Annotated in this window: 25 protein-coding genes; 15 read left to right on the plus strand and 10 right to left on the minus strand. The window is 61.7% G+C overall.

The features are described from left to right. The first annotated feature begins 4 nt into the window (after window positions 1–4). Window positions 5–1,204: an RSP_2647 family RNA methyltransferase gene (locus C8N32_RS00720; RefSeq protein ID WP_107890552.1), complete on the plus strand. Its 1,200-nt coding sequence runs from the start codon at window positions 5–7 to the stop codon at window positions 1,202–1,204. Continuing rightward, window positions 1,201–1,740: an RSP_2648 family PIN domain-containing protein gene (locus tag C8N32_RS00725; RefSeq protein ID WP_107890553.1), complete on the plus strand. Its 540-nt coding sequence runs from the start codon at window positions 1,201–1,203 to the stop codon at window positions 1,738–1,740. The genes C8N32_RS00720 and C8N32_RS00725 overlap by 4 nt, the downstream gene beginning before the upstream one ends. 1 nt (window position 1,741) lies before the next feature. Here C8N32_RS00725 and C8N32_RS00730 read toward each other — a convergent pair whose 3' ends face one another. The 3 genes from C8N32_RS00730 to ettA all read right to left on the minus strand — a co-directional run bounded on the left by C8N32_RS00730 (window position 1,742) and on the right by ettA (window position 4,679). Next, window positions 1,742–2,071, minus strand: coding sequence for a hypothetical protein (locus C8N32_RS00730; RefSeq protein ID WP_107890554.1), 330 nt, complete (start codon window positions 2,069–2,071; stop codon window positions 1,742–1,744). A gap of 188 nt (window positions 2,072–2,259) precedes the next feature. Beyond that, the gene (locus C8N32_RS00735; RefSeq protein WP_107890555.1) at window positions 2,260–2,940 is read right to left on the minus strand and encodes a M48 family metalloprotease; all 681 of its coding nucleotides are present in this window, start codon (window positions 2,938–2,940) and stop codon (window positions 2,260–2,262) included. A 71-nt stretch (window positions 2,941–3,011) separates the two neighbouring features. Further along, entirely contained in the window at window positions 3,012–4,679 is a 1,668-nt protein-coding gene (gene ettA / locus C8N32_RS00740) for an energy-dependent translational throttle protein EttA (RefSeq protein WP_107890556.1), read from the minus strand. Between the two features lie 163 nt (window positions 4,680–4,842). Between ettA and C8N32_RS00745 the strand changes: the two genes are divergently transcribed. The 3 genes from C8N32_RS00745 to C8N32_RS00755 all read left to right on the plus strand — a co-directional run bounded on the left by C8N32_RS00745 (window position 4,843) and on the right by C8N32_RS00755 (window position 8,592). Then, complete coding sequence (locus C8N32_RS00745; protein ID WP_107890557.1) at window positions 4,843–5,442, plus strand: nicotinate-nucleotide adenylyltransferase; 600 nt, start codon at window positions 4,843–4,845, stop codon at window positions 5,440–5,442. 39 nt (window positions 5,443–5,481) lie between these two features. Next, the gene (gene dacB / locus C8N32_RS00750; protein ID WP_107890558.1) at window positions 5,482–6,945 is read left to right on the plus strand and encodes a D-alanyl-D-alanine carboxypeptidase/D-alanyl-D-alanine endopeptidase; all 1,464 of its coding nucleotides are present in this window, start codon (window positions 5,482–5,484) and stop codon (window positions 6,943–6,945) included. A gap of 90 nt (window positions 6,946–7,035) precedes the next feature. Next, window positions 7,036–8,592, plus strand: coding sequence for a hypothetical protein (locus C8N32_RS00755; protein ID WP_107890559.1), 1,557 nt, complete (start codon window positions 7,036–7,038; stop codon window positions 8,590–8,592). Here the strand turns inward: C8N32_RS00755 and C8N32_RS00760 are convergent. Then, complete coding sequence (locus tag C8N32_RS00760) at window positions 8,589–9,011, minus strand: tellurite resistance TerB family protein (protein WP_107890560.1); 423 nt, start codon at window positions 9,009–9,011, stop codon at window positions 8,589–8,591. The genes C8N32_RS00755 and C8N32_RS00760 overlap by 4 nt on opposite strands. Before the next feature lie 122 nt (window positions 9,012–9,133). Here C8N32_RS00760 and C8N32_RS00765 point away from each other — a divergent pair, with 122 nt between their 5' ends. Further along, a complete protein-coding gene (locus C8N32_RS00765) occupies window positions 9,134–10,705 on the plus strand; it encodes a lysine--tRNA ligase (RefSeq protein WP_107890561.1) in 1,572 nt (523 codons plus the stop codon). Window positions 10,706–10,884: 179 nt separating this feature from the next. Further along, window positions 10,885–13,176, plus strand: a complete 2,292-nt coding sequence (locus C8N32_RS00770) for a glycosyl hydrolase family 28-related protein (RefSeq protein ID WP_107890562.1) — start codon at window positions 10,885–10,887, stop codon at window positions 13,174–13,176. On the opposite strand, the gene C8N32_RS00775 is transcribed toward C8N32_RS00770, so the two are convergent. Together C8N32_RS00775 and C8N32_RS00780 are read right to left on the minus strand one after the other, a co-directional pair. After that, complete coding sequence (locus C8N32_RS00775; RefSeq protein ID WP_107890563.1) at window positions 13,173–13,661, minus strand: HugZ family pyridoxamine 5'-phosphate oxidase; 489 nt, start codon at window positions 13,659–13,661, stop codon at window positions 13,173–13,175. The genes C8N32_RS00770 and C8N32_RS00775 overlap by 4 nt on opposite strands. Before the next feature lie 47 nt (window positions 13,662–13,708). Continuing rightward, entirely contained in the window at window positions 13,709–14,386 is a 678-nt protein-coding gene (locus C8N32_RS00780; RefSeq protein ID WP_107890564.1) for a hypothetical protein, read from the minus strand. A 465-nt stretch (window positions 14,387–14,851) separates the two neighbouring features. Here C8N32_RS00780 and napF point away from each other — a divergent pair, with 465 nt between their 5' ends. From napF to C8N32_RS00820, 8 genes are read left to right on the plus strand one after another with little or no spacing between them, the layout of a single operon-like run. Further along, window positions 14,852–15,415, plus strand: coding sequence for a ferredoxin-type protein NapF (gene napF, locus C8N32_RS00785; RefSeq protein WP_107890761.1), 564 nt, complete (start codon window positions 14,852–14,854; stop codon window positions 15,413–15,415). Further along, on the plus strand, window positions 15,412–15,705 hold the full coding sequence (locus tag C8N32_RS00790; RefSeq protein ID WP_107890565.1) for a chaperone NapD: 294 nt from the start codon (window positions 15,412–15,414) through the stop codon (window positions 15,703–15,705). The genes napF and C8N32_RS00790 overlap by 4 nt, the downstream gene beginning before the upstream one ends. Beyond that, window positions 15,702–18,197, plus strand: coding sequence for a nitrate reductase catalytic subunit NapA (gene napA / locus C8N32_RS00795; RefSeq protein WP_107890566.1), 2,496 nt, complete (start codon window positions 15,702–15,704; stop codon window positions 18,195–18,197). The genes C8N32_RS00790 and napA overlap by 4 nt, the downstream gene beginning before the upstream one ends. 21 nt (window positions 18,198–18,218) lie before the next feature. Next, the gene (napG, locus tag C8N32_RS00800) at window positions 18,219–19,037 is read left to right on the plus strand and encodes a ferredoxin-type protein NapG (RefSeq protein WP_107890567.1); all 819 of its coding nucleotides are present in this window, start codon (window positions 18,219–18,221) and stop codon (window positions 19,035–19,037) included. Then, entirely contained in the window at window positions 19,034–19,942 is a 909-nt protein-coding gene (gene napH, locus C8N32_RS00805) for a quinol dehydrogenase ferredoxin subunit NapH (protein WP_107890568.1), read from the plus strand. The genes napG and napH overlap by 4 nt, the downstream gene beginning before the upstream one ends. A gap of 23 nt (window positions 19,943–19,965) precedes the next feature. Continuing rightward, a complete protein-coding gene (locus tag C8N32_RS00810; RefSeq protein WP_107890569.1) occupies window positions 19,966–20,403 on the plus strand; it encodes a nitrate reductase cytochrome c-type subunit in 438 nt (145 codons plus the stop codon). Window positions 20,404–20,459: 56 nt separating this feature from the next. After that, a complete protein-coding gene (locus C8N32_RS00815) occupies window positions 20,460–21,128 on the plus strand; it encodes a NapC/NirT family cytochrome c (RefSeq protein ID WP_170106699.1) in 669 nt (222 codons plus the stop codon). A gap of 15 nt (window positions 21,129–21,143) precedes the next feature. Then, window positions 21,144–21,401 carry a hypothetical protein gene (locus tag C8N32_RS00820; protein WP_107890571.1) on the plus strand — a complete coding sequence of 86 codons (258 nt, stop codon included), beginning with the start codon at window positions 21,144–21,146 and terminating at the stop codon, window positions 21,399–21,401. Window positions 21,402–21,839: 438 nt separating this feature from the next. On the opposite strand, the gene C8N32_RS00825 is transcribed toward C8N32_RS00820, so the two are convergent. The 4 genes from C8N32_RS00825 to C8N32_RS00840 are packed head-to-tail and all read right to left on the minus strand — an operon-like array spanning window position 21,840 to window position 25,211. Next, window positions 21,840–22,559, minus strand: coding sequence for a sulfate/molybdate ABC transporter ATP-binding protein (locus tag C8N32_RS00825; protein WP_107890572.1), 720 nt, complete (start codon window positions 22,557–22,559; stop codon window positions 21,840–21,842). Between the two features lie 11 nt (window positions 22,560–22,570). Further along, complete coding sequence (cysW, locus tag C8N32_RS00830) at window positions 22,571–23,434, minus strand: sulfate ABC transporter permease subunit CysW (RefSeq protein ID WP_170106700.1); 864 nt, start codon at window positions 23,432–23,434, stop codon at window positions 22,571–22,573. Then, a complete protein-coding gene (cysT, locus tag C8N32_RS00835) occupies window positions 23,427–24,266 on the minus strand; it encodes a sulfate ABC transporter permease subunit CysT (protein ID WP_107890574.1) in 840 nt (279 codons plus the stop codon). The genes cysW and cysT overlap by 8 nt, the downstream gene beginning before the upstream one ends. 3 nt (window positions 24,267–24,269) lie before the next feature. Continuing rightward, window positions 24,270–25,211 (minus strand): sulfate ABC transporter substrate-binding protein, encoded by a 942-nt coding sequence (locus C8N32_RS00840; RefSeq protein WP_242509660.1) that lies wholly within the window; start codon window positions 25,209–25,211, stop codon window positions 24,270–24,272. Between the last annotated feature and the right edge of the window lie 252 nt (window positions 25,212–25,463).

The following is a 25,463-nucleotide window of genomic DNA, read 5'->3' on the forward strand; positions in this document are numbered from 1 at the left end:
AGGCATGACACATCCGCCTCTTTCTCTCGTGCGCCTGCGGCCCAAGGCTGACGTGCGTGCTATCCGTCACGGATTCCCGTGGGTCTTTGCCGATGAACTGGTGACCGACCGACGCACCAGGGCGTTGGCGCCCGGAACGATCGCCCGGCTGGAAGACGCCGAGCGCCGCCCCCTGGGCACGGTGGCGGTTAACCCGAATTCGAAAATCATTTGCAGAATGCTGGATCGTGACCCGGAAGCCGAGATCGGGGAAGACTGGTTCGCGGCCCGCTTGCGCCGGGCGCTGGCGCTGCGGGAGGCTGCGTTCGCGGCGCCGTTTTATCGTCTGATCCATGCCGAGGCCGATGGCTTGCCCGGTGTCGTGATCGATCGTTTCGGGGAGGCTGCCGTCGTTCAGCCCAACGCGGCCTGGGCAGAAAGCAGGCTTGACGCGCTTATTGCCGCCCTGCGGTCGGTGACAGGTGTGCGGGCAGTGGTGAAGAATGGTACCGGGCGTGCGCGGACGCTGGAGGGGTTGCCCGAGGAAACCGTTCTGCTGGAAGGAACGGTGGAGGCGCCCGTTCCCGTGCCGATGAATGGCGCGACCTACATGGCCGATCTTCTGGGGGGGCAGAAAACCGGGCTTTTCTTCGATCAACGCCCCAACCATGCCTTCGCGGCCACCCTTGCGAAAGGCGGGGACGTGTTGGACGTCTTTTCCCATGTCGGTGGCTTTGGTCTTGCGGCATTGGCGGGGGGGGCGGCACGGGCCGTATGTGTGGATGGTTCTGCCCCGGCGCTGGAGTTGGCGGAGCAGGGGGCGGCGGCCAGCGGAGTTGCGGAGCGGCTGGAGACGCGTCGGGGAGACGCCTTTGACGCGATGGCCGCGTTGGCGGAAGACGATGTGCGGTTTCACCTGGTGGTCTGCGATCCGCCTGCCTTCGCACCTTCGAAACAGGCGCTGGAGGCGGGGCTGCGGGCCTATGAACGTGTGGCGCGGTTGGGTGCCGGCCTTGTCCGGGCGGGGGGATTTCTGGTGTTATGTTCCTGTTCCCATGCGGCGGATCTGTCGCGGTTTCGTGCCGCCAGCGTCCGGGGGATCGGCAAGGCCGGGCGGCGGGGGCAGATCATTCATACCGGATTCGCCGGGCCGGATCACCCGATGCTGCCGCAACTGGCGGAGTCGGGATATCTCAAGGTGTTGTTCTTTCGGCTGACCGAATGAAGGTTTTGCTGGATGCCTGCGTGCTGTACCCGACTGTACTGCGGGAGCTTCTGCTGGCTGTGGCGGCGAAAGGGCTGTTCACGCCGCTCTGGTCTGCGCGAATTCTGGAAGAATGGGGCCGTGCGGCGCGCAAACTGGGCCCTGTGGGAGAGGCGCAGGCCCGCGGAGAGATCGCCTTGCTGCGCGCCGCGTGGCCCGACTCGGAGGTGGTGGGGCAGGATGGGCTTGCGGCGCGGCTGTGGCTGCCCGATCCGGCCGATATACATGTTCTGGCCGCGGCGATTTCCGGGTCGGCGGAAATTTTGCTGACTTTCAATGCACGCGATTTTCCCCGGCATATTCTGGAGGCCGAGGAGGTCCAGCGGAAAAACCCGGATGCTTTTTTGATGGGGCTTTGGTACGGCGCGGCGGAAGATGTTACGGATGCTGTCCGGGGTGTGCATGCCACCGCCTGCGCCATGGCGGGTGAAACGCTGGACTTGCGTGCATTGCTGAAACGCGCGCGACTGCCAAGGCTGGGCAAGGCCCTTGGGTGAATCAGGCCAGTGCGGACAGGACCCTTTCGGAGGGAGAGGCGTGCAGGTGCTGCACGGTATAATTTTTAGCGCGCCACCCTTCAGCATGCTGAAGCAGGCTTTTGTTGATTAGTGCGCGCAGGCTGCGATAAAAAGTCGCTTGGGGGATGTCACGAACCAGGACGTGGTGGCGAATTTCGTCAGAATTGACCACACTGCCATTAAGTTTGGAAAGCTGGCGTGCGGCCAGGTAAACATCGCGTTCGGTTCGGGAGAGACAATCCAGACCAACATCGCGCTCCATTTCACGCAGGATGATTCGAAGTTCTGATATGGCTTCAAGATCAGGCATTTGCGTTTTCCTGTCGGATTTTCTTGGCCTTAATCGTTCTGTTCGCTTCACACACTCACTGCTGTTGGGTCGACACCGCTTGATGTGAGTCTGAGAATAACTTCAACGGTAACACATATAGCAAAAATAGATCAACGTAAAAATTAAACCTATGGGGTGCCCCCTGCACAAAAAACACGCTTGGGTTGTTAATCCTCCCACCGAGCTTGCAGGGCTTTGATGGCGTGAATACGTTTGACTGTTTTCGGGTGGCTCAACAGCCAGGCCGGAGCGGAGGCTCCGGACTGGGTGAGGGTCTCGAGTTTTTCGAACAATGAAATCTGCGCTTCGATGCCGATACCCGATCGTGTCATCAGTGCCGCCGCGTAGGCGTCGGCTTCGTATTCATCCTGACGGCTCAACCGTGCCGCCAGGAGTGAGGTCAGCGTGCTGGCGATGTAAACGCCCACCCCCGGAAGGATACGCGCCAATACCATCGCCAGAGCCGTGCGCAGTGCGTTCTGGCTTGAAAAATCGATCATGCGGCGGCGGGAATGGCCAAGCGCGACGTGACCGAGTTCATGCGCGATAACGCCGGCAAGTTCTTCGGCGGTGACGTCCCCGGTGCGATAACGGTCATAGAACCCGCGGGTAAGAAAGATGCGTCCGTCGGCTGCGGCCAGCCCGTTGACCTGTGGAATCTCGTAAAGATGCACCTGAATGCGCGGTAGATCGAGGACCTGTGCCATGCGGTCCGTAAGGACTTTCAGATTTGGGTCGACCAGTTCAGAGGAACGCGCGTTCAGTTCCCGCCGGGTGCGCCAGGCGGAGAAGTGATACATCGCAAGCCCGTAGAGTAGCGCGAGCAGAATGGGCGTCAGCTTGAACATGGGGGAAATATGAGCGGACTACGTCCCACCGGCAAGTTGGCGCGGGGCGCGTTGGGGCGCCCCGCACCGGGTCAGCGTGCGAATTTCTTATATTTGACGCGCTTGGGTTCCACACTGTCGGGACCGAGCCGGCGGATCTTGTCTTCCTCGTAGGCTTCGAAGTTGCCCTCGAACCACTCGACATGGGCTTCGCCCTCAAAGGCGAGGATATGGGTACAGAGCCGGTCGAGAAAGAAGCGATCGTGGGAGATGATCACCGCGCATCCGGCGAAATCCTCCAACGCCGCCTCCAGCGCCTGAAGGGTTTCCACGTCGAGGTCGTTGGTGGGTTCGTCGAGCAGCAGAACGTTGCCACCCGATTTCAAAAGCTTCGCCATGTGGACGCGGTTGCGCTCTCCGCCTGACAGAAGGCCGACCTTTTTTTGCTGATCGCCACCCTTGAAGTTGAAGGAGGAGCAATAAGCACGGCTGTTCACTTCGGCGTCGCCGAGGGTGACGATATCCAGCCCGTCGGAGATTTCTTCCCACACGGTTTTGTCCGGGGCCAGCGCATCGCGGGACTGGTCCACATAGGAAAGCTGCACGGTATCGCCAAAGGTGACGGTTCCCGCGTCGGGCTGTTCCTGCCCGGTCAGCATGCGAAACAGGGTGGATTTCCCCGCGCCGTTGGGGCCGATCACGCCAACGATGCCCCCGGGGGGAAGTGAGAAGCTCAGGTCTTCGATCAGCAGCCGGTCGCCATAGCCTTTCTTGAGCCCGTCGACCTCGATCACCTTGCCGCCCAGGCGCGGGCCGTTGGGGATGATGATCTGTGCGCGGGAAAGTTTTTCACGCTCCGACTGGCCGGCGAGTTCTTCGTAAGCCTGGATACGGGCCTTGGATTTCGCCTGCCGGGCCTTCTGGCCGGCGCGAATCCAGTCCAGTTCGCGTTCCAGTTGTTTTTGCCTGGCCTTGTCTTCGCGGCTTTCCTGTTGCAGCCGCTTCGCCTTTTGCTCCAGCCAACTTGAATAATTGCCTTCGTAAGGGATACCGCGCCCTCGATCGAGTTCGAGAATCCAGCCGGTGATGTCATCCAGAAAATACCGGTCGTGGGTGACGATCAGGCAGGTTCCCTTGTACTCGATCAGATGTTGCTGGAGCCACGCGACCGTCTCTGCGTCGAGATGGTTGGTCGGTTCGTCCAGCAGCAGAATGTCGGGGGCTTCCAGCAGCAGCTTGCACAGGGCAACGCGGCGCTTTTCCCCTCCCGAGAGGGTTTCTACCGGGGCCTCGTCCGGCGGGCAGCGCAGGGCTTCCATCGCGACGTCGATCTGGCTGTCGAGATCCCACAGGTTCTGGGCGTCGATCTCGTCCTGGAGGGCGGTCATTTCTTCCATCAGGGCGTCGGAGTAATCCTCGGCGATCTGCATGGCGATCTCATTGAAACGGTCGATCCTGGCTTTCTTTTCGGCCACGCCGAGCATGACGTTTTCGCGCACGCTCAGGGCCGGGTCCAGTTCGGGCTCCTGCGGCAGGTACCCGACCCTGGCGCCCTTGGCGGCCCAGGCTTCGCCGCTGAAGTCCTTGTCCCAGCCGGCCATGATCCGCAGGAGCGTCGATTTCCCGGCGCCGTTTACGCCGACGACGCCGATCTTCACGCCGGGCAGAAAGCTCAGCCGGATGTTTTCAAAACACTTCTTTCCGCCGGGATACGTCTTGGAGACGCCATCCATGTGATAGACATACTGGTAGGAGGCCATCTGGTACCGCTTTCGTGCTTGCAATGGATAGGATTGCGGCAGACATAGCGATTTCGGCGCCCAAGAGCAATGAGCCAGCGGCGACGTTGGAAAAGGCGGTTCCGGTGACGCGGTGTTCGTGATTACCTGTCTCAAGTGGAAGAACTGGGCTGTTGAAAAGGTTATGAGATCGGCTTTCCCTCCCGCGCGGCCCGGCCAGCGGATCGGTCTTCTGGGCGGGTCGTTCGACCCGGCCCACGAGGGCCATGCCCATATCACGCGCCATGCGCTGAAACGGTTTGGGCTGGACCGGGTGTGGTGGCTGGTCAGCCCGGGAAATCCGCTCAAGCTTCGCGGCCCCGCGCCGATGGCGCGGCGGGTGGAGGTCGCGCGGGCGGTGATGCGTCACCCGCGTGTGGTGGTGACGGATATCGAGACCCGGCTGGGAACGCGCTATACCGCGCAGACCCTGGTGCGGTTGCAGGCGATTTACCCCGGTGTGCGGTTCGTCTGGCTGATGGGGGCGGACAACCTGGCCGGGCTCCACCGCTGGGAAAGGTGGGAATGGATCATGCAGAACGTTCCGGTCGGCGTTCTGGCGCGCCCTGCGCAAGGTCTTGCGGCGCGGCGTTCCAGGGCGGCAGAGCGGTTCACGCAAGCCAGGGTCAGCCGCCGCGCCGCGCGCCTGTTGCCGGACATGGCGCCGCCCGCGTGGTGTTTCGTGAACGTGCCGATGGTCGACATTTCCTCAAGTGACATCCGGGCACGGGGCGAATGGCACTGACGCTTGCCCGAAAGGGGCGTTCAGTGCTTCACTGCGCCGATGGAACGTTTGGCGCGCAGAGTATCCCGCCGGTTCATGCTGGCCGGGATGATGGCAGGTGGGGCAGCCCCGGCATGGGCCGGGGCGCCGGTTGTGTCCCCACGCCCCGTTCGCCGTCCGGGGATCCCCGAAGCGGCTGAGTTGATCGCCCGCGCGAAGCTTGGCGGGCAAGTGGCCTTTGTGGTGGCGGATGCACGTTCGGGCGCGGTTCTTGAAAGCGCGAATCCCGATCTGAGCTTGCCGCCGGCCTCGGTCGCGAAAGTCGTGACTGCGCTTTATGCACTGGAGGTGCTGGGGCCGGAGTTTCGCTTTGTCACCCGGATCGTCGCCACGGGACCAGTCGAAGATGGCGTCCTGTATGGAGATCTGGGGTTGGTCGGTGCGGGCGATCCGGTGCTTGATACGGATATGCTGGGCACGCTTGCCGAACGGCTGGCGGCCACCGGGTTGCGCCGTGTCGAGGGGCGGTTTCTCTATTATGCCGGCGCGTTGCCAAGAGTTCCGCGCGTCGATCCGCTTCAGCCGGAACATCTGGGATACAATCCTTCGGTTTCCGGACTGAACCTGAATTTCAACCGCGTGCACTTCGAATGGCGCCAGGTGGGCCAGGGGTACGATATCGCGCTGGATGCGCGGGCAGAGCGGTTTCGGCCGCCGGTGGGGGTTGCGCGGATGCGTGTCGTCGACCGTGACTTGCCGGTCTACACCTATTCCAGCAAGGAGAGTATCGATGACTGGACGGTGGCGCGCGGGGCGTTGGGGCGGGGGGGCACCCGGTGGTTGCCGGTCCGGGTGCCGGCGCTTTACGCGGCTGAGGTTTTTCGGGTTCTGGCTCAGGGTCAGGGCGTGAAATTATCCGCGCCGGTGGAGGCGACGGTCCGGCCTCCGGGGCCGGTTCTGGCGCAGCACCATGGCGACGGGCTGGTCTCGGTCCTGCGCGGGATGCTGAAATACTCCACCAACCTGACCGCAGAGGCGGTCGGCTTGCGGGCCTCCCTGGCGCGGGGGGAGGCGGTGCCGGACCTGTCCGCTTCGGCGCGGGCGATGTCGGAGTGGGCGGGAGGAGAATACGGTATGAAATCTTCGGGATTTGCGGACCACTCCGGGCTGGGGGAGACCTCTCGGGTCACGGCGGAAGACCTGGTCCGGGTGCTGGTGCGAGTCGGTCCCCGCGGTCCGCTCAAACCGTTGCTCAAGCCTTTTGACCTGAAAGGACGTGCTGCGGGGGGCGAGGTCGGTGCAAAAACCGGCACGCTGAATTTCGTCTCGGCGCTGGCGGGCTATGCTCAAACGCCCGGCGGGAGGGATCTGGCCTTTGCGATCCTTTCCGCCGATCTGCCACGCCGCGCCGCGTTGTCGCGGGCCGAACGGGAATATCCCGAGGGCGGCCGCGCCTGGATCGGGCGGGCACGTACCCTCCAGCGGGACCTGCTGGCGCGTTGGGGAAGCGTGTACCGAACGTAAATATCTGAAGAGTATGATTTAGTCTTGCTGAGAAGGGCGTGTCAGTTAAGGTTGTCGGGCCGGAAACTTCAGGGGACGTGAAAGCGCGAAATGTTCGAGGCCCAAAGACTTTGGCGTGACAGGCCGTTCAAGTTCGGGGAAGCGTTCCGATATCAATACGTGATTTCCCGCGAACAGGAGAACATCCCGGCTTTCAATGCCTGGTCGGGGCAGAGCTGGAACGTGTTCTCCGGCAAGGATCTGCCCGTAACCACGCTGTTTGATGTGAATGGTATTCAGATCGGGCGGCTTTTGGGGATTGCGGTAGGGCCGGAGGGCCTGATCGGCGGCGATGAGGCACGGCTTCCCCTGGACAGCGGGACCCCCGGTTTCTGGGACGGGTTCGAACGTTTCCTGACCGATGTGGCAGGGCGGTACGGGTTTCTTCTTGAAGTCAATGGCACGGCCCGGTTTTATACCGATCCGGTGGGGATGATCGGATGTGTTCATGACCCCGAGGGGCGGCGGGTAGCGGCATCGCCGCTTCTGGTGCTTCAAAGACCGGTCGTTGCGAACCCGAAATACGATTTCGACATCATTGAGAAACACGGCGGCAAGATTTCCCTGTTTCACACTGTCGATGCGCATGTGCGGCGGCTCAACCCGAATTTTTATCTCGATCTCGACCGCTTTGAAGAGATCCGCTTCTGGCCGCGGGACGAAGACTTCTCCGTCGCGCCGCAAGACGTTCTGGCAACGTATGATGAGATCTCGGCGCGGGCCAGTTTCAACATCGGTGAAATCGCGCGGGTCCATCGGGCGGCCCTGCCGGTCAGTGGTGGCCAGGACAGCCGGCTTCTGCTGGCTTTCTCCAAGCCGCATCTGGGCCGGATCGACCAAGTTTATACCCATATCAACAACTATGCCACCCGCCGGGACGCGGTGATCGGAGGGGCATTGTGCGACAGGCTCGATGCCCCCCATGAGGCGCATGACCGGCGGGAGTTTTCCCTGCCCAGGTGGGAGGTGAAGCAATCCGAGCGCTTCTTCAACATGACGTTGGGGGTGAAGGCTGCGTTGCCCAAGGAATATTCGAACGGCGCGGTGACCGGGGTAAAGGACGGCAGCGTGATTTTACGTGGCCATCAGACGGATCTGTTGCGTGCGGTTTACGTTTTTCGGCCCAAGGAATTCTGGCACGAGCCAGACTGGCAGATCGCGCGCCTTCTGATTGTGCCCCGGAACATGTTCAACGACGATGTCGCAGAGCGATTCCGGCCCGATTTCCAGGCCTGGCAGGCGACCCTGCCCGAAAATGCTCGTGAGAAGGCCGCGGATTTCATGTTCCTGGAAATTTACTACAACGCGACAGTCGGTGCGATGTTTCCCGCGCTTTGGCGGAATTTCTACATCTCACCCTTCAACAGCCGCCGTTTGATTTCTCTTTCCCTGAAATTCGACGAAGCCGTGCGCCGCCAGTCACATCCGGTCTTCGACCTTGTCGAACGATTCTGTCCGGAACTTTCCAGCGTTCCTTACGATTTCGAGCTTCATGCGGATGTCGCCCTGATCAACGACAGGGCCCATTGCGACGAAGCCACGGCCGCCCGTGTGGATGCCACGCGCCAGCGCCTGGAAGCTTACAGAATGTCACGGAACGGGGTTTAAAGCGTCCGGTGCCGGGCACGGGCGGCGCGTTCGATCGCGGCACCGGCGAGGCGGTCGATGTTCAGTTCGTAGCGGATTTCTTCCAGCAGGCGCAGCTCTGTTTCGTATAGCTTGCCGTCCGCAGCGGCCACGTCGCAGGCCATGACATAGGCTGTTTCATGAAGCTTTTCCGGCAATGAGACGCGGACCAGGCCAAACAGCGCATCCAGCCCGTCATATTCCTCCAGGAGGTCCAGGACAGTCTGGGCGACGACCCTGATCCGGTCTGCATCGTAATCGGCGAAGACCGGCAGGTGGTTCACGATCCGCTCAATGGTCAGCAACTCGGCGGTTCGCATGTTTTCGTCCGAGGCCGAGACCGCGATCATGATCGCGACAAGGGCGTCCTGTTCGGTCAGCGGCGTGGTCTTCGCGTTCATAACTGAGGTCTCCCGGGCTGTGCTCGGGCTCAGATTATTGACGTGGACGCGGGGGGGCAATAGGGACAGGACAGACTGGGCATGGGGCCCGGTGAAAAACGCGAAAAGTGAGAGTGTTTGAGATGTCTGACCTGCGCGATGCCGCACTGTCCTGCAAGGCCTGGCCCTTTGAAGAGGCGCGCCGCCTGCTCAAACGCTATGAAAAGAAACCGCCCGAGAAGGGCTATGTCCTGTTCGAAACCGGCTATGGCCCCAGCGGCTTGCCCCATATCGGCACTTTTGGCGAGGTGGCCCGCACGACGATGATCCGCCGTGCGTTTGAGACCCTGAGCGATATTCCGACACGGTTGATCTGTTTTTCCGACGACATGGATGGCATGCGCAAGGTTCCCGATAACGTGCCCCGGCAGGACATGTTGCATGAGAACCTGCAAAAGCCGCTGACCAGCGTGCCCGATCCGTTCGGTACGCATGACAGCTTTGGCCACCACAACAACGCCATGTTGCGCCGGTTTCTGGATACGTTCGGCTTCGAGTATGAATTTTATTCGGCGACGGACTTTTACAAGTCCGGCCAGTTCGATGGGGTGCTGTTGCGCGCCGCCGAACGTTATGACGAACTGATGGCGGTAATGCTGAAATCCCTGCGCGAGGAACGGCGCCAGACCTATTCGGTTTTCCTGCCGATCCACCCGGAAACCGGACGGGTGATGTATGTCCCGATCAAGAATGTGGACGCAAGGGAGGGGACTGTTTCCTTCGATGATGAGCAGGGCCGGGAGTGGACCGTGCCGGTCACTGGCGGGCAGGTGAAACTGCAATGGAAACCCGATTTTGGTGCGCGCTGGGCCGCGCTTGATGTCGATTTCGAGATGTACGGCAAGGATCATTCCACCAACACGCCGATTTATGACCGGATTTGCGAGATTCTCGGAGGCCGCAAGCCGGAACACTTTACCTATGAGCTGTTTCTCGACGAAAATGGCGAGAAGATCTCCAAGTCCAAGGGCAACGGGCTGACGATCGATGAATGGCTGGCCTATGCCAGTCCGGAAAGCCTGTCCTATTTCATGTACCAAAAACCCAAGACGGCAAAGCGCCTGTGGTGGGATGTGATCCCCAGGGCGGTGGATGAATACCACCAGCAGTTGCGCGCCTTTCCGGAGCAGGATCTGAAGGCACGGGTGAACAACCCCGTCTGGCATATTCATAACGGCACGCCACCCGAAAGTCACATGGAGGTCCCGTTTGCCATGCTGCTCAACCTTGCCTCCGTCGCGGGGGCGAAGGACAAGGACGGCCTGTGGGGGTTCATCCGTCGCTATGCGCCGGAGGCGACGCCTGAAACGCATCCCGATCTCGATGAGGCCGCGGCCTTTGCCGTGCGTTATTTCCACGATTTTGTCGCCCCGACCCGGCAGTTGCGCACCCCCGATGACAAGGAGCGCGCTGCGATGGCGGACCTTTCGGCCCGCCTGAAAGACTGGCAGGGCGGGCTGGATACGGAAGAGTTGCAAAGCCTCGTGTTCGCCATAGGCAAGGAGCATGGGTTCGAGCCTTTGCGCGATTGGTTCAGGGCCCTTTACGAGGTGCTTCTGGGGGCCAGCCAGGGGCCGCGGTTCGGGGGGTTCATCGCCCTTTACGGGGTGGAGGAAACCACCCGCCTGATCGACGACGCGCTGGCGCGGGGCTGATCCGCCCCCATTTCCAGGCCGGGCGCGGGCCCGGCCTTTTGCCTTTTCTCACCGTCCTGCGTTCGGTGTTGAAAGGGGAAGTTATGTTTTGAAGCTTACCCCTTTTGCCGCCCGGCTTTTGCCCGGCAATGCAGGTCAACACGCGCCGGTTGCGGTCGCGCGCAGGGAAAGGGGTTTCGATGAACAAGGCAATTACCGAGGGGCTGGTGCTGATGCCACGGGCTTTTGCCGACGGGCTGGACATGTGGTCGCGTGAAGATGGAAGACCCGGATCCGCCACGTATGAAGGAGCACCGGAGGCGGTCCTGGAAACCGGGGATGCAGATTTTGGCGACTGTCTGGAACTGGTGAAAACACAGGCTGTCCAGTGCCTGCGATATATGGGGCAGACGCCAATCCGTCCGGGGTGCTACCTGCGGGTGACGGCGTGGGTGAAGGCGGTCAGCGGCAACCTACCGCAGGTTCGTATTGCGACCTTTGCGGCCGCCGCCAATGGCGATCATGTCGGCGGGGCGGTGGAAACCGGCACGGCGGTGACGCTTGCGACCTATGGAGAGGTATGTGAAGTCAGCGCGATCATCGGTACGGGGAATCGTCCTGGGGTGGACATGGCGTGGGGGCGCGACGCGGCCTATGCGCATGTCGGGCTGGACCTCACCGGACCGGCGGGAGGTGTGGTGCGAATTGATGACCTCGTGGTGGAGGATGTTACTTCTGTCTTCCTGCGCGAGATGATGGATTGGGTCGATGTGCGCGATTTTGGCGCCAGGGGAGATGGCCGCACCGACGATACCGCCGCGTTCGAGGCTGCGGATGCCGCTGCGGGGGGGCGCAGCGTTCTGGTTTCGGCGGGCGATTACTGGCTGGCGGGCGATGTGACTTTCCACAGCCCGGTGCGTTTTGAGGGTTGCGTTGCCATGCCCGCCGAAAAACGCCTGACGCTGATACGCAATTTCAATCTGAACAGTTATATCGACGCGTTCGGAGATGAGGCCGAGGCCTTTCGCCGGGCGGTTGCGGTCCTGTTCAACTACTCTGACCATGACAGCCTTGACATGATGGGCCGCCGGGTCGAGTTGGCTGCGCCGATCGATATCCAGGCGGCCGTCGCCAACAAGAACAGTTTCTCCATGCGCCGGGTGATCCGGAACGGGCAATTCTATGTTCGTCCTGGCGCATCCTGGGAAACTGATGTCGTGGCATCGGTGGCAAAGTATCAGCGCAGCAACGCCCGACAACTCACCGATGTTGCAAATATCGCCAATATCCCCGTGGGCGCTTTGGTCGAAGGGGTGGGAGTCGGGCGTGAGATCTATGTGCGGGCGAAAAACGTCAGTGCCCGGACCCTGACACTCAGCCAGCCGCTCTACGCTGCCGCCAGCAGCCAAGACTATACCTTCCGGCGCTTCAAATATATCCTTGATTTCAGTGGATTCGAGCGGCTGGACAAGTTCGTTCTCGATGATATCGAATTCCAGTGCGATGGCGCTTCCGGTGGGGTCATGTTGCCACAACAGGGGTTGGCCTTTCACATCCGCGACTGTTTCATCACCCGCCCGAAAGACCGGGGTATCACCTCGATCGGGGAAGGCTGCGCCGGGTTGACAGTGGATCGTTGTCAGTTTCTCTCCAATGAACAGCCGCTGCCTGCGCAGGAGCGGACATCCATCGCGCTGAACGTGAATGCGAACGACTGTAAGCTGCGCGACAATCGCGTGGTGCGGTTCGCGCATTTCGCGGTGCTCAGCGGGTCAGGCAACATGATTGCCGACAACCACTGGTTCCAGGGGGATGACGAACCCGACGGGCTGCGCCAGGCCGGGATCGTGCTGACCCAGCCCAACGTGCGTTCAACCCTTACCGGCAACTATATCGACAACAGCTTCATCGAGTGGACCAACGAACACGACGCCTGGCCCGATTTCGGCACCGGCGATTCCTTTGGCGGACTGACGGTGGCCGGCAACAATTTCACCGCCATCGACGTGGCGCGGTGGTTCCGGTGGATCGTCATAAAACCCTGCGGGAGCGGTCACTTCATCGATGGTCTGAACATCTCCGGGAACGTGTTCAAGGCGATCAACGGAGATATCGCGCGTATCGAGCATGTCGACACGACCCATGCCGAGCTCAACATGGCACGGGCCTGCAATATCGTGGTTTCGGGCAATACGTTCGCCGGAGTGGAGGAACGGGTCCAAAACCCGGTGACCTTGCGTTTCGACACCAACAGTGCCGCGCGAAACTGGCCTCTGGAGTTTGCACCGCATCTGCCCTTTGGGGGTGGGGTACGCAATGTGGTTTGCGTGGTCGCTGAGGGGCCGATCATGGACGCTTCCGGTCGGCCGGTTCCGGCCATGCCCTATACGGAGGTTGAACAGGGAGCAGCCCGCAGCAAGGTGGTTTTGGGCTGGCCTGACGCTTGCCGGGGCCGGGTGAGCGTGACGGCACGGATCGACAGCGCGCTCTAGGAAAGCAGGTCGGCTGGTTTCAGCCGGTAGGCCTTGCCGAACCCGGCGTTCAGGTGCACGGCAAACGGCGGCATGTGAACAAAGGAGAAATCGGCGAAGTCAATGTAGATTTGTGCCTTGGGATGGCTCAGAAGGTAGTGGCGGCGCAGGGCGGCATGCTCGGTGCCGCCACGCGGGATAAAGGCGGAACGGCACTGAAGCGTGAGACGTGGGTAGGTGAGGGGATCGCCTTTTTCGCCCGGCTCCCCCAGCAGCAGTGCGCAGGCCGGATTGGCCCGCAATGCGGCGGTGTGCAGGGCAAGATCAGACATCAGGCTTATTGGCAGGCCCTGGGGGCACAGCCCCATGCCGACACGGGAGACGAAAGGCGTATCGCTTTCCAGATCGATTACCGCCAGTGCAGCATAGCGTGCCCCGGCCAGGATCTGGCGGGCGAGGTGACGTGCCTCCCCATCGGGGGGCAGCAGAGGCGGCTGCGATGTCATGTGAGGATGATGCCGCGATTCCGGGCGGTTTCACAGCCCTTTGCCTGTCAGAATTCGAACCAGCTTCCCATCTTCAGACCGATCCGGTCGTCTTCGAGAATGTCCATCGAAAGGCCGGCTACAAGATATTGAAACTGTGACAGGCGGTAAACCGCGCTGGGCTCGAACCGCAGATACCTGCTGCCTTGTGAAGTGGCACCGGATTGGAGCTGCGCAATCAGCATGGTCGTTTCGCCCGGTTTCACGCCCAGGGTGCCGTCGAGCTTCAGGAGATGTTCGTCGCTGGACGGATAAAGCGTGAACTCTCCCTCCAGAGAGACCCAGGCGCCGTGCCACGGCTTTTGCATCCCGTAGCCCCAGGATGCCCCCGCACGCAGTACCCTTTCGCGCCCTACGAGCGGGCGGTTGCGGGTTCCCAGACCGACTTCCCCGGCCAGGCGATGGCCGTTTTCACCCGCAGGCAGGGACAGGCGGAGAAAGACCAGCGCGACCCAATCGTCAAGATATTGCCCCATCGCTCCGTCAAAGCCCAAGGTCAGCCCGTCGCCCAGCCCAAGCTCGGCGTAAAGGCCGTTATGCGTGGGGATGTAACCGGTGTTCCAGGTTTCATCGCGGTGGATGGTCTGGTCTGTGGACAGAAAGACATGCCCCTTGTCCCGTGGCCATGGACCAGCGGAGACTGGCCAGGCCAGGGCGCAGAGGATCATCAGCAAGGCAAGGCGCATCAAGGGTCCCTCCGGTCGGGGTTTTCCGGTTTTTGGGTTAAGGCGTGGTTAACGCTGTCGCGACAAACACATTTCGACCCGCCATGGCCCCATGACCTCAGATGATCGGATGGCTACGCCGCCGATCAGCCGGCGAACTGCCCTGGCCGATCAAATGCGCCAAACGAAATTTTGGCACGGCCTTCCTGCCGGGTGGCACCGACGACGATTCCCGCCCAGGCGAGATCGACAGGGCCTCATCCGGGTGCTTATGGTTTCAAAGGCTGCCCTCGACCGGCGACAATTCTTGCGCTCTTGCACAGGTATAGCCGCAAGGTGGATCGGGCGGGCCTGATGGCGGGCAAATCGTCAGGCCAACGCCGGCGCGTCACGCCCGTAGCCAGCGATGCAGATCGGCCTGCACGATCATGAGGTAATGTTAATATTTACTAAATTTTTATTATTAAAGTTTGACATTGATCAATGATGGCCCCCACCCGACTGGCTAGGGTCAAGCCCGACCGGGGGCTATCAGTAACGGAAAGTCGGAGATTGAAGCGTCAAGAACAGCAAGTCGCCTGGCGGCGTCGGGGCGCGGGTTTCGTACGGCCGCCCTGGACGGATGAAGGGCGTGTGCGTGCGCTGTGCACCTCTTGTGGCGACTGTATCGCCGCGTGCCCTGAGGCAATCCTGCGCGCGGGGCCGGCGCGGACGCCCATTGTCGATTTCTTGGAAAACAGCTGCACTTTTTGCAGGGATTGCGCCGCCGCCTGTGGCGAAGGCGTCTTTCGCGATGAGACGCAGACGCCCTGGACCCTGACCGCCCGGCTTGGTGCGGCCTGTCTTTTGCGGATGGGGGTGTCTTGCCGCAGTTGCACCGACGCCTGTGATGCACATGCGCTGCGGTTCGACCTGCGCGCCGGGCCGGTGGGGGCGATCCACGTCGATCACGATGCCTGCACCGGTTGCGGGGCCTGTGTGGGCGTGTGCCCGGCCGGGGCTGTCACCATGGCCTACGGGGCCGCGCCCCGGGTGGAGGCGGCGGAATGAATATTTGCGGTTGCCTGGTCCATGTTGTGCCAGAACACGCCGAGGCCGTGCGGGCGGCGATGCTGGGCACCGAGGGGGTTGAGATTCATGCCACCGATGACGATGGCCGCTTTGTCGTCGTGGTCGAGGATACGTCTGGGCGATGCGCCTCCGAGACGATCATGGACCTGCACCAGACCCCCGGCGTCATTTCCCTGACGCTGACCTATCACCATTTCGAAGACCTTGCGGAGACCTATCCGAACCCCAACGCTCCCAGCCAGGACACCAGCCGGAGGACCACACCATGACCATTTCCGAATCCCGCCGCACCTTTCTGAAGGCCACCGCCGCGGCCGCCACCGCCTCGGCAGCCGGTATTCCGTTGGCTGCGGGGGCCGCCAATGCACAGGCGGCCACACCGGAGATCCGCTGGGACAAGGCGCCGTGCCGGTTCTGTGGTACGGGTTGTTCGGTTCTTGTGGGCACCAAGGAGGGCCGCGTCGTCGCCACGCAGGGCGATCCGGATGCGCCGGTGAATCGCGGGCTGAACTGCATCAAGGGCTATTTCCTGTCCAAGATCATGTACGGGCAGGATCGCCTGACCACGCCTTTGCTGCGGAAATCGAACGGTGTTTATGACAAGCACGGAGATTTCGAACCGGTCAGTTGGGACGAAGCCTTCGATGTCATGGCGCAGAAGTGGAAAGAGGCGCTGGCCAACAAGGGGCCAACAAGCGTGGGCATGTTCGGGTCCGGCCAGTGGACGGTCTGGGAAGGCTATGCCGCCGCCAAACTGATGAAGGCCGGCTTTCGTACCAATAATATCGACCCCAATGCACGGCACTGCATGGCCTCTGCTGTCGTGGGCTTCATTCGTACCTTCGGCATAGATGAACCGATGGGTTGCTATGACGATCTGGAACACGCGGACACGTTCGTCCTGTGGGGATCGAACATGGCAGAGATGCACCCGATCCTGTGGTCGCGCCTGACCGACACGCGCCTGACCAAGCCGGGGGCCGAGGTACATGTGCTGTCGACCTTTGAACACCGCTCGTTTGAACTGGCCGATAATGGCATCATCTTTGCGCCGCAAACCGATCTGGCGATCTTAAACTATATCGCGAACTACATTATCCAGAATGGCGCGGTGAATGAAGATTTCGTCAACAAACACGTCAACATCACCAGGACGGCGACCGATATCGGCTATGGTCTGCGGGATGAGCATGAGTTGCAGAAGGCCGCCGAAAACCCGAATTCCGGCAAACTGGAGCCGATCAGCTTTGACGAATACGCCGCCGCCGTCGCCGATTACACGCTGGACTACGTGTCCGGGCTTTCGGGTGTTCCGGCGGCACAGTTGGAACGGCTGGCACAGCAATACGCCGACCCGAACCGCAAGGTGATGAGCCTGTGGACCATGGGATTCAACCAGCACGCGCGTGGCTCCTGGGTGAACTCTCTGATGTATAACGTGCATCTGCTGGTCGGCAAGATTTCCGAACCCGGCAATTCGCCCTTCTCGCTGACCGGGCAACCTTCGGCCTGCGGTACGGCGCGCGAGGTCGGCACCTTCGCCCATCGCCTGCCCGCCGATATGGTGGTCATGAACGACAAGCATCGCGAAATTTGCGAAACCGCCTGGAACATTCCCGAGGGCACGATCCCCGCGAAGCCCGGCTTTCACGCGGTCCTCCAGAACCGCAAGCTGAAGGATGGGGACCTGAACGCCTATTGGGTGCAGTGCAACAACAACATGCAGGCGGCGCCGAATATCAACGAGGAAGGCTTCCCCGGTTATCGAAATCCGGAGAACTTCATCACCGTGTCGGACCCTTATCCGACCGTGACCACGATGTCCGCCGACCTTATCCTGCCCACCGCGATGTGGGTCGAAAAGGAAGGCGCCTACGGCAATGCCGAACGCCGCACCCAGTTCTGGCGTCAGCAGGTGGATGCGCCGGGGGAAGCCAGGTCGGACCTTTGGCAGCTGATGGAATTTTCCAAGCGGTTCACTGTCGAGGAAGCCTGGGGTGAGGAACTGGCCGCCAAGAAGCCGGAACTGGCGGGCAAGACGCTTTACGACGTGCTTTATGCCAACGGCGTTGTCGACAAGTTTCCGCTGTCTGAAACGGCTGAGGGTTTTGCCAACCAGGAATCCGAGCATTTCGGCTTTTACGTGCAGAAAGGCCTGTTCGAGGAATACGCCGCATTTGGGCGCGGTCACGCCCATGATCTGGCCCCCTTCGACACCTACCACCAGGCGCGCGGCCTGCGCTGGCCCGTGGTGGATGGCAAGGAAACGCTTTATCGTTTCCGCGAAGGGTACGACCCCTATGTCCCCAAAGGGGCACAGATCGCGTTCTATGGCCACAAGGAGGACAGCAAGGCCAAGATCATCTTCGCGCCCTACGAGCCTGCGGCCGAGATGCCGGATGAGGAATACGATCTCTGGCTTTGTACAGGCCGGGTGCTGGAACACTGGCATTCCGGGTCGATGACTCGCCGGGTGCCGGAACTGCACCGGGCCTTTACTTCGGCCGTGGTTTACATGCACCCTGAGGACGCCAGGGATCGTGGATTGCGGCGGGGGCAAGAGATCACGCTTTCAACCCGGCGGGGTGAGGTCATCAGCCGTGTCGAAACCCGCGGGCGCAACAAGATGCCGCGCGGCCTGGTCTTCATGCCCTGGTTCGACGAGGGGCAACTCACCAACAAGCTGACGCTGGACGCGACTTGCCCGCTTTCGAAGGAAACCGACTTCAAGAAATGTGCCTGTAAGGTCGAACGGGCGTAAGCGGGTCCGAGGAAAGCAGCCATGCCCTCTCCCAGCAAGCCCCTTTCACCGCGGCGCCGCCGTTTCCTTCAGGATACGGCGCGCATGGCGGGCGGTTGCGTGGCGGCAGGGTCGCTATTGGCCTATCTGGCCCGCGACGCCCGCGCCTTGCAGGCGGAGGCCTTGCGTCCGCCGGGAGCCTTGCCGGAGGAGAATTTCCTTTCCGCTTGCGTCCGCTGTGGATTATGCGTGCGCGCCTGTCCCTATGACACGTTGAAACTGGCGGAACTGGGCATGGCCGCCGCGGCCACGGGCACACCCTATTTCACCGCACGCGAAACCCCCTGTGAGATGTGTGATGATATCCCTTGTGTCGCGGCCTGTCCCACGGGGGCCCTGGACAAGGGGTTGACCAATATCGACGATGCCAGGATGGGCATCGCTGTGCTGGTCGATCAGGAAAATTGCCTGAACTTCCTTGGCCTGCGTTGCGACGTCTGCTACCGCGTCTGCCCGGTGATTGACGAAGCGATTTCGCTGGAACTGTCCCATAACGCCCGTTCCGGCCACCACGCGATCTTTGCCCCCACGGTCCATGCCGACCGCTGCACCGGCTGCGGTGTCTGCGAAAAGGCCTGCGTTCTGCCCGAGGCGGCGATCAAGGTCCTGCCCGCACGGCTTGCCCGCAGCAGTGCGGCGGAACATTACCGCAAGGGTTGGGAAGAGAAGGAGGCCAAGGGCGCCCCGGTGGTCGAAGGGATCATCGACCTGCCTGACCGCCTGCCGGGACCCGGTACCGACAACCTCGCCGCGCCCGGCGGGTTCGAACCGGCCTTCAAATTGCCAGGGGCGGGGCAATGAGCGCGCGAACGCATGACCCGGTGGGCCGGGAGGCCATCGAGGTCAAGGGATGGTTTGGTGCGCATCGTTACCTGCTGCTGCGGCGCTTCAGCCAGGTGTTTTTCCTGGTGCTGTTCCTGCTTGGCCCATGGTTGGGGCTCTGGATCGTGCAAGGAACGCTGGCGGCATCGCTGACACTGGGCATACTGCCGCTGACCGATCCGTTCATCCTGTTGCAGGGCGTTGTCGGCGGACATCGGGCTGAGTTGTCGGCCCTGATCGGCGGTCTGATCGTGTTGGTGAGCTACTCGCTGATCGGCGGTCGCGTTTATTGCGCCTGGGTCTGTCCGATCAACCCGGTGACGGATGCGGCGAACTGGCTGCACCGGCGGCTGGACCTGCCCAAGGGGTGGCAGCCCATGCGCAGCACGCGGCTATGGGTTCTGGCCACGGTTCTGATCGTCTCCGCCCTCACCGGGACCATCGCATGGGAGGTGATCAATCCGATCACCATGCTCCATCGCGGGTTGGTTTTTGGCATGGGCTTCGTCTGGATGATGGTGGCGGCGATTTTTCTCTTCGACCTCATTGTCTCGCGCCACGGCTGGTGCGGCCATGTCTGCCCGGTGGGCGCGTTTTACGGCCTCGTCGGCCATAAAAGCCTGTTGCGCGTTAGTGCCGCCAACCGCGCCGCCTGCAACAACTGCATGGATTGCTACGCGGTTTGCCCCGAAAACCAGGTCATCTCACCTGCGCTGACAGGCAAACCGGGTTCCACGCCCCTGATCCTGTCGCCGGACTGCACGAATTGTGGACGCTGCATCGATGTCTGCGCGGTCGATGTTTTCGCCTTCACCCATCGGTTCAACGACCACATCAACGAACCCGCCGACCCCATCCCGGCGCAAAACCCGCAAGCCACCTGACGAAACCGAGAGGAAGAAACGACATGAAAAGAAACGTCATATGGGGTGTATCGGCGCTGATCCCCGCACTCATGCTATGTGGTGTCGTCCTTGCCCAGTCTGCTCAGGTCGCGACCCTGCGCGGCGCCGAAGTCGATGAGCCCGTGGCGATCGACCAGATCCACCGCAATATCGAGGGCCGGATGCAGCGCAACTACCGCCAGCAACCGCCCCTGATCCCGCATACGGTCGATCAGTACCAGATCGACACGCGCACCAATCAATGCCTGTCCTGTCATGACTGGACCAAGGCGGGGGAACGCAACGCACCGACCCTGTCGATGACCCATTACCTGGATCGCGAAGGCAACGAGCTCGATCACATCGCGGGCACAAGATATTTCTGCAACCAGTGCCACGTGCCACAGGCCGATGCGCCGGCGCTGGTCGAGAATGACTTCGAGCCCTCATCCGGGCGCTGATCCGGTATTTATCGAAAGGAGCATCCGATATGGCAGACAGGCCTGATAATCGCGGCATGATCCGTCGGTTTTGGGATTGGTTCTGGGGGCCGACGGCTGTCCTCAGCGTCGGTTTCACCCTGATCGCCGGGTTCCTGGCAGGCATCTTCTTCTGGGGCGGGTTCCATTGGTCGGTGGAACTGACCAATACCGAGGAATTTTGCGTTTCCTGCCACACAATGGAAACCAATCTGGGGGAGTATCGCGAAACCATCCACTATAACAACCACTCCGGTGTCCGTGCCATTTGTTCGGATTGCCACGTGCCGCACGAGTGGAGCCACAAGATCAAAGCCAAGATCATGGCCGTGAAGGATGTCTATCACGAGATGGTGGGAACCATAAACACGCCCGAGAAATACGAGGAACACCGCCTGCAGATGGCCTCGGCCGTGTGGAGGAAGATGAAGGCCTCCGACAGCCGGGAATGCCGGAACTGTCATAATTTCGACTACATGGATTTCACCCTGCAAGAGGTGCGCGCCGCGTCCGAACACCAGCGCGCGATCGACAGCGACATGACCTGTATCGACTGCCATCAGGGCATCGCCCACCGCCTTCCGCCGAGCTACCTGGAGGAATACGAAAAGGTTCTGGAAGCCCTGAGCATGACACCCTCGTCCCGTCGGTTGGCTGCGGCCGATCATGAGGCCACTCAATTCTACCTGCGCAGCCGGTCGGAATAGGGAGGAGAAGAGAAGATGCTGGAAATTTTCGGAACAATCGGGGGCAACGCACTGGGCCTTCCCGGTCTTTTGGGGGTGGCCCTGGGCATGATGACCCGCCACATCTGGCTGGCCGCGCTGATGGGCGGCCTGGTTGGAATCGTGGAGACGTTCCTCTTCGCGGGCTGGCAATTCGCGAATCTGGAGATGCTGGAACTGGTCGTCGCGATTGTCGTCGGCGTGCTTGCGGGATGCGTTGGGTGCGTGATCCGCCTGAAAGGTGCGTCGGTTTGATGGGCGGGGCATGACATATCTCCGCGTTGGTCGCCGATGAGTCTCCGCGTTGGTCGCCGATGAGCGGGTCGGTGAAGGACAGCCTGGAAGGACCCGCGTCTCATTGATGGCAGCAGGCGGTGAAGCCGTGGCTTTGGACACCGAAGCGGTGATCCATGCCGTTACGGGGTTTTCCGGCTCTGCCCTGTCGGCGCCTGGGTGAGGCGATGATCGCGGTGGGCGTCGAACAAGGCGCATCCCGAAATGGTCGAGTTGCTGGCCATGGAGCCGGCGGCGGATACAGGCCGCTGATGGTCGATGCCGACGTGCGCCCGAAGAATTGCGCGCAGGTGACCTCGCCCGCGGGGATTACGGTGGCTGGCTGGACCTGTCCCGGAATTGTTCCGCTCGTTTGACTTGGTATTGTGCATCGGGAAGGTGTTTCCTGTCTGATCCGGGTCAGGCCGCAGTGAACGCGCGCACGAAATCGCTGACAGGTCTGGCACGGATATCGGCGGGTTTGCCGATCTGCTCGATACGTCCCATCGACATGATGACGACAAGATCGGCCAGTTCCATCGCCTCCTCCTGGTCGTGGGTCACGAAGACGGTGGTCAGGCCGGTGCGGTCATGGATATCGCGCAGGCTCTGACGCAGGTCCTTGCGAACTCTCGCATCGAGCGCGCCGAAGGGTTCATCGAGGAGCAGCATACGCGGTTCGATGGCCAGTGCCCGTGCCAGTGCTACGCGCTGCCTCTGACCTCCGGAAAGCTGGTTGGGGTAGCGGCTGCCGATTTCGGGAAGCTGGATCATCTCGAGAAGCCGGGTCACACGGCGGTCGATCTCTGCTCTGGTGGGGCGCTCCCGGCGGGGCTTTGCCCGCAGGCCGTAGGCCACGTTCTCGAATACCGTCATGTGGCGGAAAAGAGCATAGTTTTGAAACACGAAGCCCGCGCGGCGTGCCTGAATGCTGAGCCCGGTCGCGTCCGCTCCATCGAAGCGCACGCACCCCGAGGTGGGAAATTCGAGCCCTGCAAGGATGCGCAGGAGTGTCGTCTTGCCGGACCCGGACGGTCCGAGCAGAGCGATGAGTGCGCCTGAAGGGATTGAGAGCGATACCGGGTGCAGGGCCCGTTCGGGTCCGAATTCCTTGGCCAGGTCTTCAATGTCGATGTTCATCGCCAACTTTCTCAATGAAGCCGCGTGGCTGCCAGCAGATCCGCGTGGCGCCATTCGAGCAGGGTTTTCAGCAGCAGGGTCAGAAGGGCCAGCATGGCCAGCACCGCAGCGAGCGAAAAGGCCGCGACCGAGAGGTATTCATTATAGAACATCTCGACCATTGTCGGCATCGTTGCCGTTTTGCCCCGGATTTTACCCGAGACGATGGCCACGGCGCCGAATTCGCCCATGGCCCGCGCGTTGCACAACAGGACACCATAAAGCAGTGCCCAGCGGATGTTGGGCAGGGTCACCGTAAGGAAGGTACGCCACCCGGAGGCGCCAAGTGTCAGCGCCGCCTCTTCTTCGGTACGGCCTTGCTCGATCATCACCGGGATCAGTTCCCGTGCGACGAAGGGGAAGGTCACGAAAAGCGTGGCAAGCAGAATGCCCGGAAAGGCGAAGACGACACGCATGTCGTTGGCCATCAGCCAGACCCCGAGCGAGGAGTTCGCGCCAAACAGGAGCACCAGCATCAGCCCCGCGACGACCGGCGACACCGAGAACGGCAGGTCGATCAGGGTAATCAGGAACGCCTTGCCGCTGAAATCGAATTTGGCAATGGCCCAAGCCGCGGCAAGGCCGAAAATCGCGTTGAGCGGCACGGCAATCGCGGCGATTGACAGCGTCATGCGGGCTGCGGCCCGCGCATCGGGAAGCGACAGCGCCGCCAGGGCGCTGCGCCAGCCATCGGCCAGTGCCTCGGTAAAGACGGTCAGCAGTGGCGCGAAGAGAAACAACGCGACAAAGACGGTCGTGCCGCCGATCAGCAAATAGCGGACGGGGCGCGGTTCGGCGGTGGCGCGGCCTGTTTGCGCGGGGGTGAAATCAGACAAGGCCGATTCTCCGTCTGCTCCAGATCTGGATGGCATTGATGCCCAACAGCATTGCGAAAGAGAGGATCAGCATTGCGATCCCGATCGCGGCCGCGGCGTCGTAGTTGTATTCTTCGAGCCGGATCACGATCAGGAGCGGTGCGATCTCGGTCACGTTCGGGATATTGCCCGCGATGAAGATCACCGAGCCATATTCCCCGACCGATCGCGCCAGCGCGAGGGCAAAGCCGGAGAACAGCGCAGGTGTGAGCGCAGGCAGAACGACCCGGCGCAGCGTATAGGCGCGGCGGGCGCCGAGTGTGGCGCTGACCTCTTCGAGGTCCGGTTCCAGTTCCCCGATCACCGGCTGGACGGTGCGGACCACGAAGGGCAATCCGATGAAGATCAGGGCTACCCAGATGCCGACCTCGGTATAAGCGACCTGAAGGCCGAGCGGGGCCAGCGCCTGCCCGAATATGCCGTTCGGCGCATAGAGTGCGCTGAGCGCGATACCCGCGACCGCTGTCGGCAGGGCGAAGGGCAGATCCACCGCCGCGTCGATGACGCGTCTCCCCCAGAAGCGGTAGCGCACCAGAACCCAGGCAAGCATCAGTCCGAAGAAGAGGTTGATGAGCGACGCGATCAGCGCCGCGCGGAAGGACAGCATCAGTGCCGCCCAGATCCGGCGTGAGTTCACCATATCCCACAATTCCGCCGGGCCTGTCATGAAGCCGCGCCCCAGCAGCGCACCGATGGGAAGCAGAACCACGAACGACAGCGCCGTCATCATGATCGCGAAGCTCACCCCAAATCCCGGCAGCGGAGAGGGAGAGCGGAGAATCTTCGCCCTCATCTCCTATTCCTCGTAGATCTGGTCGAAGATGCCGTTTTCACCGAAATATTCGGGCTGCACGACCGGCCAGCCACCGAAGTCCGAGATGGTGACCAGATCCAGTTTCGGAAAGCGCGCGATATCTTCGGGCGCTGCCAGAGACGTGTCCCAGGCGCGGTAACGGTGACGTAGGGCCAGCGCCTGTGCTTCGGGACTGTAGAGATATTCCAGATAGGCCTTGGCTGCCTTGCGCTGTGCATCGGACGCGATGTTGCCGTCGACCAGAGTCACCGGCGGCTCGGCCAGAATCGAGACCGAGGGCACGACGATGTCAAAGGCGGTTTCGCCAAGTTCGTCTAGCACGAGGAACGCCTCGTTTTCCCAGGCCAGAAGAACATCGCCAATACCGCGTTGGGTAAAGGTCGTGGTCGATCCCCGTGCCCCGGTGTCAAGCACCGGCACATTGCGGTAGAGCGCGCCGACGAATTCAGCCGGGTCAAGCCCGTTGCGTGCGGCATAGGCCCACGCGGCAAGGAAATTCCAGCGGGCGCCTCCGCTTGTCTTGGGGTTCGGCGTGATGACGGACACGTCTGCGCGGATCAGATCGTTCCAGTCCTTGATTGCGCGCGGATTTCCCTCAGACACAAGGAACACGATGGTCGATGTGTAGGGCGAGGAGTTGTGCGGAAGTCGCGACTGCCAGTCTTCGGGAATTCGTCCGGTGCGTTCGGCGATCGTGTCGATGTCGGCCGACAGGGCCAGCGTTACCACACTTGCCTCCAGGCCGTCGATAACCGCCCGCGCCTGCGCGCCCGCGCCGCCATGGGATTGCTGGATGGTGACCGGGGCATTGCCCTGCGCGGTCCACCAGTCGTTGAAGAGTTCATTGTATTCCCGGTAGAATTCGCGCGTGGGATCGTAGGAGACATTAAGGATTTCCACGCTGTCCTGCGCACTTGCCGGCATCGCCCCGGCGAAGGCGATGCCGATCGCGGCAGCCGCTGCAATCACCCCCCTGCGGGGCGTGGCGCCCAGTGTCTTTTGCCATGGCGAAGCGATGGGTTTATCAATTTGGGCTGGCGTGACCGGCCGTCCGGTCTGACGGGTGGCATGCCCGGTTTCGATCTCGATCCGCCCGTCGCCGAGATTTCGGACGAACGTTCCTTGTGCCAGCGCGTGGGCGCCGATTTGGATAGTACGAAACATGACCTGTCCTAT

It is taken from the genome of Rhodovulum imhoffii, from assembly GCF_003046545.1.
In the GTDB taxonomy this organism is placed as follows: domain Bacteria; phylum Pseudomonadota; class Alphaproteobacteria; order Rhodobacterales; family Rhodobacteraceae; genus Rhodovulum; species Rhodovulum imhoffii.